The organism is Pseudomonas sp. FSL W5-0299, from assembly GCF_005930655.1.
In the GTDB taxonomy this organism is placed as follows: Bacteria; Pseudomonadota; Gammaproteobacteria; order Pseudomonadales; family Pseudomonadaceae; genus Aquipseudomonas; species Aquipseudomonas mandelii.
The window spans coordinates 1-19,683 of sequence record NZ_RXHX01000029.1; the positions used below are offsets into that span (position 1 = coordinate 1).

Sequence of the window (19,683 nt, forward strand, 5' to 3'; positions counted from 1 at the left end):
GATGTTGAATGTTATGGCCAATTCGCTAGCAGGCTAGCTCCCACAGTTGTTTTGGGTCGTTCACAAACGTGTGGATCAACCCGATCAAGTGTGGGAGCGAGCCTGCTCGCGAAGGCGATGTGACAGTCAACGAAGATGTTGAATGTTACGACCCCTTCGCTAGCAAGCTCTCTCCCACAGTTGTTTTGGGTCGTTCACAAACGTGTGGATCAACCCGATCAAGTGTGGGAGCGAGCCTGCTCGCGAAGGCGATGTGACAGTCAACGAAGATGTTGAATGCTACGACCCCTTCGCTAGCAAGCTCGCTCCCACATTTGCTTTGTGCATGCCGCGGATTGTCTATGCTTACTCTTCACACATTGATGACGAGGGATTTATGGACGATCCAGTCGACAACAAGCCACCGACCTTCTGGCAGATGCTGCAAAGCGTCATGGCGGCGGCGTTCGGTGTGCAGAGCGGGAAGAATCGGGCGCGGGACTTCACCCACGGCAAGCCGAGTCATTTCGTGATTCTGGGGATTCTGTTCACGGCGGTGTTTGCATTGACGCTGTTCGGCATCGTGCAACTGGTGGTGCATCTGGCGGGGCGTTAGCGCATCAGGGTTTGCAGGCTGAACGGATAGCGATAGGAGGTCGGCCGGCCCTTGGCCGACAGACGACGGAAATTCACCCCGTAATCCGGTGATGCGCCCATGGCCAGCAACCGCTTGGCGTGGGCCTTGTCGATCAGTTGCAATACCGGAATCAACCGGTCGCGCCCGCCGTACTGGTCCAGATCCACGCCCATTTCCACGTCATGCAACTCCACCAGCGCCCAACCGCCCAATGTGAAGTGCCCGCCCACCAACACGCTCAGGCGACCGTCGATCATCGCCTGCAATGCAGCGGGCGACGTGTTCACCCCGCTGAACAAGGCATCTTTGCCGGGCACGCCACCCGTCTCCGAATAGGCTTGCATGGCGCCAAACGCCATTTCGTCATTGGCAGACCACACCAACGAGACATTCGGGTAACGCCGGAACAACAATTTGGCCTGCTCATAGGCCCTTCCCCGGCTCCAGCCACCATAAACCACTTGGCGCAAGCGCACTTCCGGGTGCTCGGCCAAGGCGCGCAGCATGCCTTGTTCGCGCAGTTGCGACGACGGCGTGATCTTCAGGCCGGAGAACGCCAGTAATTCGATGACCTGGCCAGGCGCCACGGGTGGATGCTGGCGAATCAGCTCCTTGAGCATCAGGTAGCCGCCCTCCTCATCGTTCGGCACCAGGCTGCCCAATCGATCGGAACGCTCGCCCAGCAGGCTCAGCTGATTGGCGGTCAGCGAAGCGTTGACCGTAAACAGCTTCACCCTGCTGCCTTGAGCCAGGCGCAGAATCTGTGGAGCGACATACTGTTCGTTGACGAACACCAGATAGTCCGGACGATCGGGACCTTGCAGGGCCAGGCGGGCTTGCGCCACGGTGAGCTCGGGCATGCGTTGGGAATACAGAATTCGCAGATCAATGCGCAGATCCTTGGCGGCCGCCTGCATGAATTGCGAATAGCTGATCCAGAAGGCCTCATCCGTCTTGCCCGGATTGAGGAACAACACCGACTCTGCATGCGCGACAGGACCCCAAGCCGCGCCAAGCATCAGCAGGAAGGTGTAGACAAACTTCAACATTAACGCCCGAGCCCCCGGAAATTTTCGCCGCGCATTATAGCCAGCGAAGTCCCGGCAAACGGCGTTTATTCCGGTTTTTGTCCGACAATCGTCGGAACCGGGCCCGGACGGGGTCGGTTATTGATGGCTGACCCAAAATACAGCGGTGCCCACGACCAGAATGATCAGGAACAGAATCGCCCAGGCATCGACCGTGCTATCAGGTTTTGTCGCTTTGGTAGGGTTGCTCATTGCATCGCCTCTTGTCGGTTTTATCGGTGATTGCATAAAGACTCGACCACAGTAAAGACGACGATTGCCCTCACGACAAATACGGGCTTATCAATAACGGATCTCGTTAGTCGTTTTGGTTCTTTACATATACTCAAACATCACTTTTGCGCATAACTGCAAACTGGTATCTTGCCCCGGCTCCGTAGGGAGTGCGCGGCCGTGCGCGCAGAATTGCCGAGGCAGCATCGGAGACCTCCAGGCGAAAAAACGCAACGGGATCCGACCGGCCCAAGCCTGAGAACAGGACTTATATGTACGTATATGACGAGTACGATCAGCGGATCATCGAGGACCGCGTCAAGCAGTTCCGTGATCAGACCCGACGCTATCTGGCAGGTGAGCTGAGCGAAGAAGAATTCCGCCCCCTGCGCCTGCAAAACGGGCTTTATATCCAACGCTTCGCGCCGATGTTGCGGGTGGCGGTGCCTTACGGCCAACTGACTTCGCGCCAGACGCGGATGATGGCCAAGATTGCCCGCGACTATGACAAGGGCTATGCCCACATCAGTACACGGCAGAACGTCCAGTTCAACTGGCCGGCGCTGGAAGACATCCCGGACATTCTCGCTGAGCTGGCCACCGTGCAGATGCACGCGATCCAGACCAGCGGCAACTGCCTGCGTAACGTCACCACCGACCAGTTCGCCGGTGTCGCTGCCGATGAGCTGGTTGACCCGCGCCCTTGGTGCGAGATCGTTCGCCAGTGGACCACGTTCCACCCGGAATTCGCCTACCTGCCGCGCAAGTTCAAGATCGCTATCAACGGTTCGACGTCTGACCGTGCGGCCATCGAAGTCCATGACATCGGGCTCGAGCCGGTGCACAACGCGGCCGGCGAACTCGGTTTCCGCGTGCTGGTGGGCGGTGGTCTCGGCCGTACACCGGTAGTGGGAGCGTTCATCAATGAATTCCTGCCGTGGCAAGACCTGTTGAGCTACCTCGACGCCATCCTGCGGGTCTACAACCGCTATGGCCGTCGTGACAACAAGTACAAGGCGCGGATCAAGATTCTGGTCAAGGCCCTGACGCCTGAAGTCTTCGCCCAGAAAGTCGACGCGGAAATGGAACACCTGCGCGGTGGCCAGACCACGTTGACCGAGGCCGAAGTGCATCGCGTCGCCAAACACTTCGTCGACCCGGACTACAAGGCCCTGGACAACCAGGCGGCCCAACTGGCCGAGCTCGACAAACAACACCCGGGCTTCGCCCGCTGGCGCACCCGCAATACCCTGGCCCACAAAAAGCCGGGTTATGTCGCGGTGACCCTGTCCCTGAAGCCGACCGGCGTTGCGCCGGGCGACATCACCGACAAGCAGCTCGACGCGGTGGCCGACCTGGCCGATCGCTACAGCTTCGGTCAACTGCGCACGTCCCACGAGCAGAACATCATCCTGGCCGACGTTGAACAGTCCCAACTGTTCGCGATGTGGGGCGAGTTGCGCGAGCAAGGTTTCGCCACGCCGAACATCGGCTTGCTGACCGACATCATCTGCTGCCCTGGCGGTGATTTCTGCTCGCTGGCCAACGCCAAGTCGATCCCGATCGCCGAGTCGATCCAGCGTCGTTTCGAAGACCTGGACTACCTGTTCGACATCGGCGAACTGGACCTGAACATCTCCGGTTGCATGAACGCCTGTGGTCACCACCACGTCGGCCACATCGGCATCCTCGGGGTGGACAAAAAAGGCGAAGAGTTCTACCAGGTCTCCCTCGGTGGCAGCGCGAGCCGCGACGCCAGCCTGGGCAAGATCCTCGGCCCGTCCTTCGCCCAGGAAGCCATGCCTGACGTGATCGAGAAACTGATCGACGTGTACATCGAACAACGTACCGAAGACGAGCGCTTCATCGACACCTATCAGCGTATTGGCATCGACCTCTTCAAGGAACGCGTCTATGCAGCGAATCATTAAGAACAACGAGGTCGTCGACGAAACCTGGCACTTGCTGCCCAAGGATTTCAACATCGACGAGATCAGCAACTGCGACGACCTGATCGTCCCGTTGCAGCTGTGGCGCGAACACAGTCGTATGCTCAAGGCCCGCGATGGCGGTCTTGGCGTGTGGCTGGATGCCGATGAAGAAGCCGAGGAAATCGGTGAAGACGTCGATCAGTTCCAAGTGATCGCCCTGAATTTCCCGGCCTTCACCGACGGGCGCAACTACTCCAACGCACGTCTGCTGCGTGACCGCTATGGCTTCAAAGGCGAATTGCGGGCAATCGGCGATGTGCTGCGCGACCAGCTCTTTTACATGCACCGCTGCGGGTTCGACGCCTTTGCCATTCGCGCCGATAAAGACCCGTATGAAGCCCTTGAAGGTCTCAAGGACTTCTCGGTGACCTATCAGGCCGCCACCGACGAACCGCTGCCGTTGTTCCGTCGCCGCTGATACCGGCAAAACCTTGAACCCCGCCCGGGGTTCAAGGCGCCCTCCTTCGCTTAGAAACCCGCACGCGCCTCCAGCGCCCGGAATGCCGCCATCGGGTGATCGAAGCGCCCGCTCCCGCGAATTATCCGCCCCCACATGTCCTCTGAAGCATCGGCCTCTTGCAACAATCGCCAGACTCGCGCCTGAAGTGACAGGTAACTGACCCGAAAATCGGCCGTCAGGCTCAGCCGGTCTATGACGGCTAAAAACCGCGTACCGGAGGGTTTACCTGCCAATCGCTGCCAAAGGGCTTGTCGGGACTGTTGCAACGCTTCGTCGCAGTCGCGCAACCACACCGTCGGCGTACCATAATCCGCGGCCGGAGCGCTCAGCCACAGATTGATGCCCGTCTGTTCACGATGACTGATCAACCGGTGCAGCGTGTCCTCGTCTGTCAACGGATTGCCCCATAGCAATACGCGGTCGTCCGCCACCGCCTGATTGATGATCGCGGGCGGAACCCGGTTAATACGGTTGTCGCGCAGGTCCAGCATCGTCAGATAAGGCTCATCCTTGACCCCGACAGGGCAGCGATTGATCGCCGTATTCCTCAGGTTGAGCTGGCGTAAATTGTTCATGCCCAGCACCACTGGCGGAACGCCCAACGGGTTGTCGCTCAAGTCCAGGGTTTGCAAGTGGGTCAGATCACTCAATTGTGAAGCGGCGCGCTCAGTGAATGCCAACTGTGTGGCTCGCAGATTGAGTGAGACCAGTTTCGGCAACTGCCCGATAACGGGCGGCAAGGCGCGCCCTGCGTCACCGCCTACGAAGAAAGGACGCAAATCGAAGCCTTCCAGATTCAACACTTCAAGGTTCGGAAAGCCCTCCAGGAACCCGTTCAGACTCTCGTGCTCGGTCAGGTGAAAACCATGCATCGACAATTCGATCACATCGTTGAGCCTGGCATTCAGCGTGGGTAATCGGTGAAAGTCCTCGAAGGTCAGGTCCAGCCTGACACCACGCAGTTGCCCGTCGACATAGACACGATCTTGCAGCGGCCCGCGTTTTTGCCAAATGGCGACAAGCTCCACGGCAAGCTCAGTCCTGACCCCGCGCTCCTGTTGCAGGGCGGTGTGCAGGACGTGGGCATTGTGCACGGCGATTTGCGCAGGGTTCATCCCCTCCGCCTCCTCATCGCCCATGGCCACGAAGGGAACGTCCATATCGGCAATGTCTTGTACCGCTTGATCGACCCATTCGGTCAAATCGACATTGAGCTGTTGCAGTTGCAGAGCCAGCAGGTCGATATACGCCTGCACCCTGCCCTCTGCCAGCAGCAACACCTGATCAATGCTCGCGTCGCTGATGTCCGGATAAATATCCTTGAACTGCAACTTGATCGCTTGCAACTTCAGGGCGTCACCCTGAGGGGTTGTCGGGTAACCGCCGCCGCGCAGTCCCTGCCGTTCAAAGGTCAGCCCCGTGTCCAGCCTTTGCAGGCCGAGCAGGGTATCGGCACGGGACAATGCCCGATCGCCGAGGTTGAGCCGCAACGCCTTGGCCGGGTCTGGTGACGTGAGGTGCAACGCCGAGCGTTCCTCGTCCGTCAGCACGCCGAGGACCGCGTCATAGACATCCGTTTGCCGGCCTTGGCGCAGGTAACGGTTTCCCACCTTGATGATGTTTCGGCAGTGAGGGCTGTCAAGGGGGCCGCAACGATCAAGCACCCGGCCAGAGGACGCACCGTCGAGGACCTCGATGCGCAGGTCTTTCGGCCAGCCGGGCAGATTGTTCAGCGAGTGCAATGCCAGCGTGTCCGTCTCGGCATTCGCGACCGAGCGCAGGTAAAAGCCTTCATAGACCCGGTCGAGACGGACATGCTGTTGATATTGCCGGGCTTTGCCGTCCAGTCGCGCGAATACCTGCCTGGCCTCGGTCGCATCTGGCAACGACGTGATGTCGATGCCATAGCGGTCGAGCATCTGCTCGATGGCGATTGTCGGCAGGTCGGGGTACTCGCGCTGAAATAGCCGGACCCATTCATGCTCCGACTTTTGCAGCGCTTCGTAGCGTTGGTTGAAAAGCACAGTGTCTGCTTCCAGACCGAGATCCTGATCGATCTTGAAGCGGCTGATGGTATCCGCCAATAAAGGGGTCGGTGGACGGCCCGTCTGCATCAACCGCAGCATGTCATCGTCGACCGCGCTGACCTTGGCGATCTGCGCCAGGACCTCATCGCTGAAGGAGGCCACCGAGGGGCCGATTCCACGGATCAATTCGATGCGAGGGTTCAAGGGCGTCGGCGCAACGGCCGGTTCCGACGCAGGACGGGCGCCCGGCTCTGCCGGATCGACGCTGGGCTCGCGGACGCGCTCCGCCATGCTATCGGCCTGCGCAGCGCTCCCATTGAGCGCTGACTCGGCACCCAGCATCGGCAACGCATTCAGCAAGCCAAACACCGTGCGTGTCCGGCCCTCCGAGCGTTGGCCCGGCGTTTTTCCATTGACCGCCTGATTCAGGCCATACCCGGCGTCAATGAGTCCGGCCAATGCCAGCACCCCCTCGCCTCCTGGGACAAACAAGGCGAGCGGACCAAACCGGTTGACCCATTGCACAACGGGTTCGACGACGGCGCTCAACTGATCCCGGTTGACCTGCGCATCGTCACGGATGGCCTGAAGCTCTGCCCGTGCGGCCTGTTTCATTGTCATTAGCAGGCGGGCAAAAGGGTCGGTCGCCGCCGCCGGATCATCGAAGCCGATGTAATCGTTCGGGTCCCAATAGCCATCGTTGTTGAAGAAACCGGCGTTGTTGCCCAGCCAATGTTTAGCCGGATAAATCGCCATGCCATCCAGCGCTGTCAGAACGCCGGCGTGAAACGTTCCATCTTCGCGATCGTCCTCGGCAAAGTGACGGGCCAAGGCCTGCCTGGTCGCGTCGAGCTTGCCCTGCGTGGCAACCCACTGGCGCAACTGCGCGGTATTGGCGAATTCATGCAGCGGGGAAGAATTGCCAGGGATGTACACCAGCACACGGGCACTGACGGTGTCACGGAAGGCCCAGATATCGGTCGCGGTGTAGCGGTACAGTTTCAGAAGGCCGAACTTGACGGTTGAAGGTACGCGAGTCGCTGCTTGCAGCTGCTCAAGGGTCAGCGTTTGCCAAGACTGATCGGCGGACAGACCTGCCGCCCGCATCGCCAGCGCCAGACCTTCTTGCGTCAGGCGTTGTTCATGTCTCTGCAACCAGGCCGCCATGACGAACGCCGCCTTGACCGACGTTCTCAATGCGGACGGTCTGGCCGCCACCTGCACAGCGTCGGCTGGCCATGCCTGATCGAGATACGCTTGGTACAGGTCCTTGAGCTCCAGCTCCCAGACCCATTTCTTGAAATCGGCGGGCCTGAGATTGAGCTGAGTCAGCGGCCCATATACCTGCGGGGTGGTCTGCCGGTAGATGCCTTCATAGGTCTGGTGATTGCCGCTGCCGTGATCGGCGAATTCGTCGACGTGCTCGACAATCCGAATCGTCGGTCCCACGTCCGGCGGCGTGTACAGGCCGAACGCCGTCTCGGCAAAACGCCCGTCACCCACCGTCTGGTCGTTGGACAGCAGCGCGTGCAGCAGCGACCGGGAACTTGCCACTCGTCCCTGCTCGAAACCGTTCTCGGCAGGATGACCCTTGTAATGGTAATCGAGCGTGACCAGCAAGGCCGTCTGCGGGTCGATGCCCGCGCCCCACTTTTGCTTGATCAGGCATTCGCCGAACTGCCCTGGGGATTGTGGCAAGGCGAGATCGATAACGGCTTTCAATTCATCACGCCATTTCGGCGCCGCCGACGGTGTCGGGCTATCAGCAGACTCGTGAGCGATGTCGTTCATTGAGCGGCCCCCGAATGGCTGGGCCCCGGGACTGGCGGCGCAGGATGGCGCATCAGCGCCGCACCGGTGAGCTGCCTGATCAATGCCCGACGTTCATTTTTGAAGTTATCGAAAATGGCGTTCAGGCGTTCGGTGGCCACTGGACGGGTGAGTTCAGCCTGCCTCTCCACCTGGGCAAAATCTCGTGCCGAGCGGTCGGCGATTGCCAGGAAACGATCTGGATTTGACACCTCCAGATACTCCACCCAAAACCGTTGGATGATCATCCATTCCAGCAACGCGCTGGTGCGTTCGGTGGTCAGGACTTTCTGATAAGCCCGTTCCAGCGCCGCCGGCGCCACCTGGACATCCAACGCCGATGTCACCATTCTGGGCTGAGCCGGCAAGCTCAGGCGTTCGGCCAGCCCCACGCGATACGCCAGACTGATTTCCAGAGCTTGTTCGTAGCTTCCGGACTGTGGACCGGTGCGCGCATTGATATCCGCCAGCGCAAACCCCTCGACCTCATGCAGCCTGAACAACCCCCTGAGCAGGGTGATCAGTTGCTGCTCCACCGAAGCAGGCCCGGTGAGGGCTGCGGCCATGGCCCGATAAAACAACACCTGCACTTCCATCTCACTGAAGAGTGCGGAGTAGCCATCAGCGCTGAACCTTCCGACCCGGGCCAGACGAAACAGCCTGCGTCGCAAGCCATCATCTTCCGTCGCAGCCTCCACGACACTCCACACCCGCTGGCTGAAGTGGCTGAACAGTCGTTTGTAATCGGCCGTCTCGGACAGTTGCGCAAGCATAGTGAAAAAGCTCCTGGATTCCGGATAGGCACGCAATGAATCCCACAACCCGCGCCTGCGCCGGGTTTCGGTAGAGCCAAGCCCGGTCAGCCACGCGGAACTGTGAGCCTCGGTCGGCGAGTAAGCGCCTGAGCGACGGTAGTCCGAAGCAATGATCCCCAGGCTTACACCGGTCTTCTGCTGATGCACCACGACCTTTTTCAACGTGTCGGCGGACAGAGGATTGCCATACAGGTTGGTGCCTTTGTTCGGGACCGCATGCCCCTTGAAGACATCCTCAGGCAGGATTTCGATCTGATTGTCTCGTAAATCCAGCTCACTCAGCCTGGGCAAACCGGAGGCGCCCAAAGGCCAGTTTTTTATCCCGGTGCCTTGCAGGTTCAGGTGTTCCAGGTGCTGCAACTTGCTGACATCGGGAGCCCTCACAAGGTTTGGGTTAAACGCCAGGTTCACTGATTGCAGGCTGGTCATATCAGCCAATTGAGTCACCGATTCAGAGGTCAGTTGAATGAGGTTGTCGCTCAGATCCAGATGAACCAACCCGGACATTGAACTCAACGCCAGCGGCAGCCTCGTCAGTTGATTGCCTCTCAGTGACAAGCTTCGAAGAGTGCGGAAGTTGCTCAGGAAGGCGTTCAGCCCGGCGCTGGCGCCCACGCCGTCCAGCACCAACCTCTCGACGTGGCTGAAGTCCCCGACGATAACCGGCAATTCGCCCAGAGGCTGGGCGTCAAAGCTGAGTGTGGAGCGTAGGTTAGCGCCCGCTTCACTCGCCTCGGGCTCGTTGCGCCAGCAGCGAATGATCGCCTGAGCGATGCGATATTTGCCGAGACGACTGACCTCCTGCCTTGAGCCATCGGGCTGCAGATACCAGGTTTGCCGACTGACCCAGTGACTCAGTACCTGCCTGATGGTCTGAAATTGCAGCCTCAACGCTTCCAGCTTCTTCAAGACGACCGTCACGTTCTGCCCCAGATCATTTACCAACGCGTGAATGCGAACCGGGGAATGCATCGGATACAGTTCCAGCGCCCTGCGGACCAGGACGTCTTGGGTGGTTTTGATGAGCACGGGCCTCGGCATAACGGGAGAAGACGACGTGGCGTGCCTGTCTGCCAGCCGCATGGGGGAGGTGTAGCCCGCTCGCGGGGGGCGTGCATCGATCAGTTCCGCGATGGCGGTTCGCCGTGTCAGGGCGAGCTGCGTTATTTTCTCTCGCAACGCTGCCCCGCCGTCGCTCAGGTTAACGCCCAGTGCTGTTTTGAGCGGCGTCGAGAGGCCATGCCAGAGGGCCTTGAAATACTGTTCGCGCGTGCGTCCCGAGAATGCGGTGGCGGGAGCAATGTCGTCGATCGACACGCTGTATCGATCAGGATGGACGTCGATCTGCAGCTTCTGCGCAGCGTCCGCCGATCCAATGCTGGTCGACTCGCTTTGCGCACCTGACGAAGCCTGTAACTGAACCCTGGTATTACCCGTCCATCCCGGCAGTTGCTCAAGGGTGTCGAGCACCAGGCGGTCGGTGGCCAGCCCACCCACGGCATTAAGGTACAACCCTTCGTAAGCGCGACTGATCTGCACCCGTTGCAAATAACGACGGGCTTCCTCCGCCAGACGCAAGGGTACGTTGCCCTCCTCCAGGCTGCTCAACTCCGCAGCATCGGCATGCCGCACCAGTTCTTCGGCAATCGCCGAGGGCAGCTGGGCCATCTTGTCGATCAACACCGTGACCCGGGTATCAGCCGGTACTTCAGTACGTTTGTAAATCCGCTCGAACAGCGCGAGCTTGCTGCTTTCGGCTTGATCGGCAATGAGCTTTGTCAGGGCCTTTGCCCGCGCGCTCGCGTCCTGGGTAGTGGAGCCCAGAAGGCTTTGGCGTTGGGCGCTGTCCATGGCTGTCAGCAGCGAGGTGTGTAATTGGCCCTTATGCAAAGCATCCTGGTTGAGGCTGACGGTTTTCCCCGGTAACGCCGTGGCCGCGCCATAGAAACCCGTTTGCCTGCCTGCGGCAGTGACAACTTTGATGGCCGAGTTGTCTGGCCAATGACGGGACGTCGTCAGCAGGTGCAATTGCAGATCCGGGTCTGCCAAGACTGCCGACGACGGGGTTTTCAACTGCTCGATAAAGTCGGTGACCGCAGCATCCGCCCGAAACCGCTGCACTGTATCGACCAGCAGTGCCGGTGGCCGGCTGCGGTCGACGTGTGCCTGGCGCAAGACCGTGTCCTCGATCCCGCAGACGGCAAGGATGTGCGTCGCCGTGGTATCGGGCACCTTGTCGCGGGTGTAACCGAAACGGCGAAACAATTTAAGCCGATCCCATTCTTGCGGCAGCTCAGAGTCATGGCGCCACGCCCCGACATCGTTGGTTTCAAGCTCGGGTGAATAGGTGCCGCCGCTCCCCACCGGGGCAATCACCTCCCACAGGTCCGTCGCCGTTTTTGGCCGCACGGCATACAGATGTGTATCGATTGGAAGGTACGCCTGGCCGTCCATCCAGTGCAGTCCTCTCGCATCCGCTGCGAGTGCCGGGGGTAACCGTCGGCTCTGTTGATACACCGTAAGATCGGGATTCCACAGACGGACCCGAGCGTCCACACCCGGAACCTTTCTCAGGCGCTCGATGAAGACGGATGTCCTGATGTTTTTAAACGCGGTACCAACAGCCGCCGAACCGGCGGCAAACGCGGCCATCAGGATCAGGTTTTCGATGGTATCGAACAGATAATCCGTGGCTTGCTCCTGCTCGCCCCTGGACCAACTGGCCACGCCTTCATACACCTCCGACAGCAACTGCATCACCGTCACAGCCAAGAGGATGTGGCCAACAAACGGCACAAACGATGCGCCGAACAACAGGACATTAAGGCTGATGGCCTTGTAGGTCTCCAGCCGGTCCAGTCGGGATTTTTCGTCTTCGTCGTCCGTGGGCACCACCAGAAGCCGGGCATCGGCGATGACCTGATTCGCATACTGACGAAAAATTTCCTCGAACATGTCGCCTTGTATGTCCACACCCGACAGCGACACGTAGACACTGGTCGCGGGAAGCGGCGAGGAAACGGGGACGGACAAGCGTTTTTCAAGAGCTTGCAGAAACGCGGACCGTTCACCCAGCTTGATGTAGCGCATGAAGAATTTCTGGAACGCGGAGGTTCTCAGGCGCTTACTCAATTCCACCTCGAAATCCGTGAAGGACGCGTATTCCTTCAACGGGTGCAGCGGGTCATCCGGCAGGTAGACCACGCAGCGGTAATCGTCATCGTCATGCTCCTCGACCGGCCCGATAAACATCGCGCCATTGACCGTGACATCAAACATTTCCAACGCCTGGTAACCCAGCGTGTGGTTGCCAAGTTTGACGGGGCGCTGTTCCTTGACTGACTTCAATGCCTGGTGCATTTCGACACTTATGGCTTTTTTCATCAGCGCGACATGCCGCTGTACTTCAAAGCTGTTCTTGGCGTGCGCAACATACTTGTTAGATAAGTGGTTGATACCTGACGCTGGCTCAAACAGTGATTTGACATGCGCCTGGTATTGTTTTCCAAGATCAAGTTTGCGGCACAACGCGGCGAACTCATGCGGCTCTATCGATAAGACTTTATTGACTGTGCCGGTGATGGTTTGCGGGATATAAATTAACGATGTATCGCTATAGTTTCCGGCCAGTGTTTCGCTGAGTTCAAAATTTTCACAGGCGGCCGACAGCAGATCCCGATCAATCGGCAGCACCAGTTTCTTGCGAAGTCCCAGCAGGCTGGACGTTGATCGCACGTGCTGGAAAATGACGCCCTGCGTATCCAGTGGCGTACCCAGCTTGTCCGACATGGCTTGAGCCAGTAAGGGACGACAGACGCTTTCAGGCGATTTGAAGCCCTTCAGGAGGTCGGCAAGTTCACCTCTTGAACGATGGCTGGCGGTCAGGCTTTCATAAAGTTCACTTCGCCGTTGACTTGAGGCAGTCAGCAACCAGGCAGGAGCATTACTTTTAATCAGATCAAAAAAGACACCCTGTTGATCTGGCGTCAACACAGGCGTGTTTGAGTTTGTGGGCGGAGAAGACATTGTGATCACTCGAAACTGACTAGGATCGCTAGCCTATCGAGCCACTTTTTTAAAAAGCGCTATCTATATACCGCCACAAAAAAACGGTCGCTTTCACTGCAAGGCAGTGCAAGCGACCGTTAATTTAAAGTGTTACCAAAAGCGTTGCTGGGTCAACCGGCTCCACCAGCTCAGCAATACGCGATCCACCGACCCACTGGCCGCCATCCCGATACGCTCTTGCAGGCTTTTGCGTTCGGCGTAATGCAAATGGTACAGCTCCGACTTCTTCGCTCGTTCAGCGAGGTATTCGTCGCTGGTCTTGAGTTCGTCCACCAGTTGCTTGTCCAGCGCGGCGATGCCAAGCCAGATTTCACCGGTGGCCACTTCGTCAATGGCCAGTTGCGGGCGATAACGCGAGACGAAGTTCTTGAACAGCTGGTGGGTGATGTCCAGGTCTTCCTGAAACTTCTCGCGGCCTTTCTCAGTGTTTTCGCCAAACACAGTCAAGGTGCGCTTGTATTCGCCGGCGGTCAGGACTTCGAAGTCGATGTCGTGCTTTTTCAGCAAGCGATTGACGTTAGGCAACTGCGCCACGACGCCGATCGAACCCAGAATCGCAAACGGGGCGCTGATGATCTTCTCGCCGATACACGCCATCATGTAGCCGCCACTGGCCGCGACCTTGTCGATGCAGATGGTCAACGGCACGCCGGCATCGCGGATGCGCGCCAGTTGCGAGGACGCCAGGCCGTAGCTGTGAACCATGCCGCCGCCGCTTTCCAGACGCAGTACCACTTCGTCTTTGGGCGTCGCCAACGTCAACAGTGCCGTGATCTCGTGGCGCAGACTTTCAGTGGCCGACGCCTTGATGTCGCCGTCGAAATCCAGCACGAATACCCGCGGCTTGGCCTCGGGTTTCTTCTTTTGTTTTTTATCGGTTTTAGCCTGGGACTTGCGCAAGGCCTTGAGCTGGTCCTTGTCGAGCAAGGTTTGCTCCAGGCGTTCGCGCAGCTCTTTGTAGAAATCATTCAGTTTGCTGACTTGCAACTGGCCGGCCGATTTGCGCCGACCTTTGCTGCGCAGCGCCGCGAAACTGGCCAGGACCACCAGAATGGCGATCACCAGTGTCACGGTCTTGGCCAGGAAACTGGCGTACTCGGACAAAAACTCCACAGTGACTCCTTCAAAACGATGCGCGGCTTAAAACACGCGCGGGACAACGCCAGCATACCCATGCTCCGCCTCGGCGGCCAGCCGTGAAACCTCTGGCAACAGGCCTGTAACGGGCATTTCAAACAAGCGTATGTTTTTTCATTGACAGCTCACTGTCATCCTCATAACCTCGCCAAACCTTCAACGTACCGGGATGACGCGGACGTGGGCAGCATCTATCTGATTCGACATGGCCAGGCCTCCTTTGGTGCAGACGACTATGACGTCCTGTCGCCGACCGGTGTTCGCCAGGCAGAAATCCTCGGCCAGCACCTCGCCGAGCTGGGTGTCAGCTTTGACCGCTGCCTGTCGGGCGACTTGCGCCGTCAGCAGCACACCGCCACCAGCGCGCTGGAACAGTTCGCTGCCGTGGGCCTGCCGGTGCCGACCCTGGAAATCGATTCCGCCTTCAACGAATTCGACGCCGACGCGGTGATCCGCGCGCTGCTGCCGGCCATGCTGGAGGATGAACCCGAAGCCCTGGACATCCTGCGCAATGCCGCGCAAAACCGCGCCGAGTTCCAGCGCATCTTCGCCCTGATCATCGAACGCTGGCTCGCCGGCACCTATGACACGCCGGGGCTTGAAAGCTGGCTTGGGTTTGTCGAACGCGTACAGGCCGGTCTGCACCGCCTCCTCGAAAGCGCCGACAACACCCAGAAAATCGCCGTGTTCACCTCCGGTGGCACCATCACTGCCCTGCTCCACCTCATTACTCAGATGCCCGCAAGGCAGGCATTTGAACTGAACTGGCAAATCGTCAACACCTCGCTCAACCTGCTGAAGTTTCGCGGTCGCGAGGTGGCACTGTCTTCTTTCAACAGTCATGCGCACTTGCAGCTGTTGAAGGCACCGGAACTCATCACGTTTCGCTGAGTCCGGACTATTGTGACCCTGGCTGTAATCACCCAGCTCTAATTACCCAAGAAAGGATCGAACCATGACCTCCGTAGCTGATGCCGTACAAGCAATGAAAGCCAAGTTCAACCCAGCCGCCGCTGCCGGTCTGGACCTGGTATTCGGTTTCCGCATCGACGACACCAAGAACTTCTCGCTGGTCGTCAAAGATGGCACTTGCGAGCTGCAGGAAGGCGAAAATCCTGACGCCCAGGTCACTCTGGTGATGGACGGCGAAACCCTGAACGGCATCGTCGACGGTTCGACCGACGGCATGCAAGCGTTCATGGGCGGCAAACTGCGCGCTGAAGGCGACATGATGCTGGCCATGAAACTGTCCGAGCTGTTCCCAAGCTAAGACGGCGGTTCCCGTCTTCGGGAACCTCTCTGGCTGCACACGAATCCCGCCCCTTGTGGCGGGATTCGTCGTTTTCCGCCCCCGCAAATCGGCTACCGTTGAATTTGCCGTCTATATTCCTTGTGGCCGCATGCGTCAGACATCGGCTGTTTGCCCCTCGATGAATTGACGGAGCGCACTGCCATGAGTCCACCTGACAACCACGAAGGTCTGAACCGCCGACGTGTACTGCAAGGCCTTTCGGCAGGCGCCGTCGGTGCCTGGATCAGCCCGCTCATCGCAGGGAGTAAAACCATGCCCGACACCCCGGCCGACCTCATTCTGTACAACGGACGCCTGCACACCGTCGACCGCAAGAAACCCCAGGCCAGCGCCGTCGCGATCAAGGACGGACGCTTCGTGGTAGTCGGCAGCGACGCCCAGGCCATGGCCCTGCAAGGCCCCGGCACACAGATCGTCGACTTGCACGGACGCACGGTGATTCCCGGCCTCAACGACTCGCACCTGCACCTGATCCGCGGTGGCTTGAACTACAACCTCGAACTGCGCTGGGAAGGCGTGCCATCGCTGGTCGATGCCCTGCGCCTGCTCAAGGACCAGGCCGACCGCACGCCCACACCGCAATGGGTGCGGGTGGTCGGTGGCTGGAACGAATTCCAGTTTGCCGAGAAGCGCCTGCCGACGATTGATGAGCTGAACAAAGCCGCACCGGACACCCCGGTGTTCGTGCTGCACCTTTACGACCGCGCCCTGCTCAACCGCGCGGCGCTGAAAGTGGTCGGTTATACCCGCGACACGCCGAACCCGCCGGGCGGCGAAATCCAGCGGGACGCTAATGGTGATCCCACCGGCATGCTGATCGCCCGCCCGAACGCGATGATTCTCTACTCGACCCTGGCCAAGGGGCCAAAGTTGCCGCAGGACTATCAGGTCAACTCGACCCGCCAGTTCATGCGCGAACTCAATCGCCTCGGCGTGACCAGCGCCATCGATGCCGGCGGCGGTTATCAGAATTACCCGGACGACTATCAAGTCATTCAGCAACTGGCCAAAGACCAGCAACTCACCGTGCGCATCGCCTACAACCTGTTCACACAGAAACCCAAGGAAGAGCTGACCGACTTCAAAAACTGGACCAGCACCTCCCATTACGGCCAGGGCGACGATTTCCTGCGGCACAACGGTGCCGGGGAAATGCTGGTGTTTTCGGCGGCCGACTTCGAAGATTTCCTCGAACCACGCCCGGACTTGCCGCAAACCATGGAACAGGAGTTGGAACCGGTGGTGCGGCATCTGGTGGAACAGCGCTGGCCATTCCGCCTGCATGCCACCTACAACGAATCCATCAGCCGCATGCTCGACGTGTTCGAGAAGGTCAATCGCGACATCCCGTTCGCCGGTTTACCGTGGTTTTTCGATCATGCGGAAACCATCACCCCGCGGAACATCGAGCGGGTCAAAGCCTTGGGCGGGGGCATCGCCATTCAGGATCGCATGGCTTTCCAGGGCGAATACTTCGTCGACCGCTATGGCGCCAAAGCCGCCGAACACACGCCGCCGATTGCGCGCATGCTCGCCGAAGGCATTCCGGTGGGTGCCGGCACCGATGCCACGCGGGTGTCCAGCTACAACCCCTGGACATCGATGTATTGGCTGGTCAGCGGCCGCACCGTTGGCGGACTGGAACTGTACCCGCAAGGCTTGAGCCGCGATACGGCGCTGGAACTCTTCACCCACGGCAGCGCCTGGTTTTCGTCCGAACAAGGCAAGAAAGGCCAGATCAAGGTCGGGCAACTGGCGGATCTGATTGCACTGTCGGCGGACTATTTCCACATCGACGATGAAGCGATCAAATGGATCGAGTCGGTGCTGACCATTGTCGACGGCAAGATCGTCTACGGCAGCGTCGAGTTTGAAAAACTCGGGCCGCCGCCGATTCCTGTGGTGCCCGAGTGGTCGCCCGTCGCCAAGGTGCCGGGCCACTGGAAGCCCGTGGCGCCACTGACGGCGCAGGTGCATCAATGCAGCGGCGCGTGCGCGGTGCATGCGCACAGCCACGAGCGGGCGCGATTGTCGTCAGCGCCGGTCAGCGACTTTCAGGGGTTCTGGGGCGCGTTTGGCTGTTCGTGTTTTGCGTTTTGAACAATGATTCCCCCACACCCACTGGGGGTCTGCCTCAGGCATGACTCCCAGGCTGTAGCCGCACTCGCCCCCCCCTTCTTTAGCGACCGCCGACATCGCAAACTCGTCTAAAAAACTGTTGGTTCTTACAGGTGCCAGCACAAGGACGTCGGCCCTATTCTTTCAACTGACAGGCAAGTCGGAATGGTTTGACCCACATCAAGGTCCAGCGCCTGTCATTCCCGCACCCTAACTTGCATCGAAAGCCAATGAAGGCTTATTCGAGGCTGATGGCCGGCCATTCTCAAGGAAGAGTCAAACATGCGTTCACTCAACATTATCCTGTTGTCATCGGCATTCAATGGTCTGAGCCAAAGGGCTTGGCTCGAATTGCGCGAGTTGGGACACAGCCCCAGCGTAGTGCTGTTCACCGACGAAGAAGCTGTCTGCGAGCAGATTGAGCAGTCGGGGGCCGACCTGGTGATTTGCCCCTTCCTCAAGGACCGGGTGCCGCAACTCCTGTGGAGCAACCGTGATCGCCCGGTGGTGATTATCCATCCGGGCATTGTCGGTGACCGGGGCGCCAGCGCACTGGATTGGGCCATTACCCGTGAGCTGACCCGCTGGGGTGTCACCGCGCTTCAAGCCGTGGAAGACATGGATGCCGGGCCGGTCTGGTCTACGTGCGAATTCAACCTCCCCCAAGGCCTGCGCAAATCCGAGCTGTATAACGGCCCGGTCAGCGATGCCGCGATCCGCTGCATTCGTGATGTCGTGGACAAATTCATCGACGGTTATGAGCCAGTACCGGTCGAACATCATCCCCGGGTGATGGGCCACTTGCAGCCGAACATGAACCAGGCTGATCGGACCTTCGGTTGGCATGACTGCTCGCGATTCATCAAACGCTGCATCGACGCAGCGGACGGGCAACCTGGCGTATTGGCGAGCCTGGCAGGTGGTCAGTATTACGTGTACGACGCCCATCTGGACTCACGCAGCGGCACACCTGGAGACATTCTGGCGGTGCGCGACGACGCGGTACTGGTCGCCACCGGCGATCACAGTGTGTGGATCGGTTCGATGCGACGCAAACCCCGGCCGGGCGAAGAAACCTTCAAACGTCCAGCCCGGCATGTACTCGCTGCTCAGCTGAATAACGTGCCCATCCTCCACGGATCGATCGCCTCGTCCCCTGACACCGAAACCTATCAACCGATCCGCTACCGTGAATCGGGGACTGTCGGCGAGCTCACTTTCGAGTTTTATAACGGCGCCATGAGCACCGAGCAATGCCAGCGACTGGTCACCGCTCTGCGCTGGGCCAAGACCCGAGATACCCAGGTGCTGCTGATCAAGGGTGGGCGCGGCAGTTTCTCCAATGGCGTGCACCTCAACGTGATCCAGGCTGCCGAGGCGCCGGGGCTGGAGGCCTGGGCCAATATCCAGGCGATCGACGACGTCTGCGAAGAGATGCTCAGCGCCCGGCAACTGGTGGTCAGCGGCCTGACGGGCAGTGCCGGGGCCGGCGGCGTGATGCTGGCGCTGGCCGCAGATATTGTCTTCGCCCGCGCGGATATCGTCCTCAACCCGCACTACAAAACCATGGGGCTGTACGGCTCTGAATACTGGACCTACAGCCTGCCCCGCGCCGTCGGTCCGCGGATGGCGGAAAAACTTTGCGAGGAGTGCCTGCCGGTCAGCGCGACGCATGCCATGCAACTGGGCATGGTTCAGGAAATCGGCCCACGCTGTCCGGACGCGTTCGGCCGGTGGTTGTTGCAACGGGCGGGCAATGCGCTGACCGATCCGGCGTATGCCGCTGTGCGCGAGCGCAAGAGCCGGCTCGATACGCAACTCATGCAGCACTGCAGAAACGCCGAGCTGGCGGCGATGGAACTGGACATGGTGCACGACCGCAAACAGTTCGCCGAGAAGTGCCGACATTTTGTGTTCAAGCGCAAGGCGTGCGGCACACCGGTGCGGCTGGTGGCGCAGTGGGCACGCCAGCGCAGCCGGACGCAGCCGTTGGCCGCTGCTACATAAGCCGGCCCCCGCAGATCCGTTT

The 19,683-nt window shown here is 59.5% G+C and carries 11 protein-coding genes; 7 read left to right on the top strand and 4 right to left on the bottom strand.

What is annotated here, in order from left to right; genetic code table 11:
- The first annotated feature begins 376 nt into the window (after positions 1-376).
- Positions 377-595, top strand: a complete 219-nt coding sequence (locus FHL16_RS25815) for a DUF2970 domain-containing protein (RefSeq protein ID WP_010460924.1) — start codon at positions 377-379, stop codon at positions 593-595.
- Here FHL16_RS25815 and FHL16_RS25820 read toward each other — a convergent pair.
- Positions 592-1,665 (bottom strand): ABC transporter substrate-binding protein, encoded by a 1,074-nt coding sequence (locus FHL16_RS25820; RefSeq protein WP_077749669.1) that lies wholly within the window; start codon positions 1,663-1,665, stop codon positions 592-594. The genes FHL16_RS25815 and FHL16_RS25820 overlap by 4 nt on opposite strands.
- Positions 1,666-2,189: 524 nt before the next feature.
- Between FHL16_RS25820 and FHL16_RS25825 the strand changes: the two genes are divergently transcribed.
- Both FHL16_RS25825 and FHL16_RS25830 read left to right on the top strand, forming a co-directional pair.
- On the top strand, positions 2,190-3,848 hold the full coding sequence (locus tag FHL16_RS25825; RefSeq protein ID WP_077749670.1) for a nitrite/sulfite reductase: 1,659 nt from the start codon (positions 2,190-2,192) through the stop codon (positions 3,846-3,848).
- A complete protein-coding gene (locus FHL16_RS25830) occupies positions 3,832-4,326 on the top strand; it encodes a DUF934 domain-containing protein (protein ID WP_010460931.1) in 495 nt (164 codons plus the stop codon). The genes FHL16_RS25825 and FHL16_RS25830 overlap by 17 nt, the downstream gene beginning before the upstream one ends.
- Positions 4,327-4,376: 50 nt before the next feature.
- Here the strand turns inward: FHL16_RS25830 and FHL16_RS25835 are convergent, their stop codons facing one another.
- The 3 genes from FHL16_RS25835 to sohB form a co-directional block, all read right to left on the bottom strand.
- Positions 4,377-8,186 (bottom strand): dermonecrotic toxin domain-containing protein, encoded by a 3,810-nt coding sequence (locus FHL16_RS25835; protein ID WP_077749671.1) that lies wholly within the window; start codon positions 8,184-8,186, stop codon positions 4,377-4,379.
- Positions 8,183-13,045 carry an NEL-type E3 ubiquitin ligase domain-containing protein gene (locus tag FHL16_RS25840; protein ID WP_238706192.1) on the bottom strand — a complete coding sequence of 1,621 codons (4,863 nt, stop codon included), beginning with the start codon at positions 13,043-13,045 and terminating at the stop codon, positions 8,183-8,185. The genes FHL16_RS25835 and FHL16_RS25840 overlap by 4 nt, the downstream gene beginning before the upstream one ends.
- Before the next feature lie 132 nt (positions 13,046-13,177).
- Positions 13,178-14,200: a protease SohB gene (gene sohB, locus FHL16_RS25845; protein ID WP_010460936.1), complete on the bottom strand. Its 1,023-nt coding sequence runs from the start codon at positions 14,198-14,200 to the stop codon at positions 13,178-13,180.
- A gap of 204 nt (positions 14,201-14,404) precedes the next feature.
- Here sohB and FHL16_RS25850 point away from each other — a divergent pair, with 204 nt between their 5' ends.
- From FHL16_RS25850 to FHL16_RS25865, 4 genes are all read left to right on the top strand, one after another.
- Positions 14,405-15,115 (top strand): histidine phosphatase family protein, encoded by a 711-nt coding sequence (locus FHL16_RS25850; RefSeq protein ID WP_077749673.1) that lies wholly within the window; start codon positions 14,405-14,407, stop codon positions 15,113-15,115.
- A 64-nt stretch (positions 15,116-15,179) separates the two neighbouring features.
- Positions 15,180-15,494: an SCP2 sterol-binding domain-containing protein gene (locus FHL16_RS25855; RefSeq protein WP_077749674.1), complete on the top strand. Its 315-nt coding sequence runs from the start codon at positions 15,180-15,182 to the stop codon at positions 15,492-15,494.
- Between the two features lie 294 nt (positions 15,495-15,788).
- A complete protein-coding gene (locus FHL16_RS25860) occupies positions 15,789-17,636 on the top strand; it encodes an amidohydrolase (protein ID WP_077749700.1) in 1,848 nt (615 codons plus the stop codon).
- A 300-nt stretch (positions 17,637-17,936) separates the two neighbouring features.
- Positions 17,937-19,661 carry a hydrogenase maturation protein gene (locus FHL16_RS25865; protein WP_077749675.1) on the top strand — a complete coding sequence of 575 codons (1,725 nt, stop codon included), beginning with the start codon at positions 17,937-17,939 and terminating at the stop codon, positions 19,659-19,661.
- Positions 19,662-19,683 lie beyond the last annotated feature (22 nt).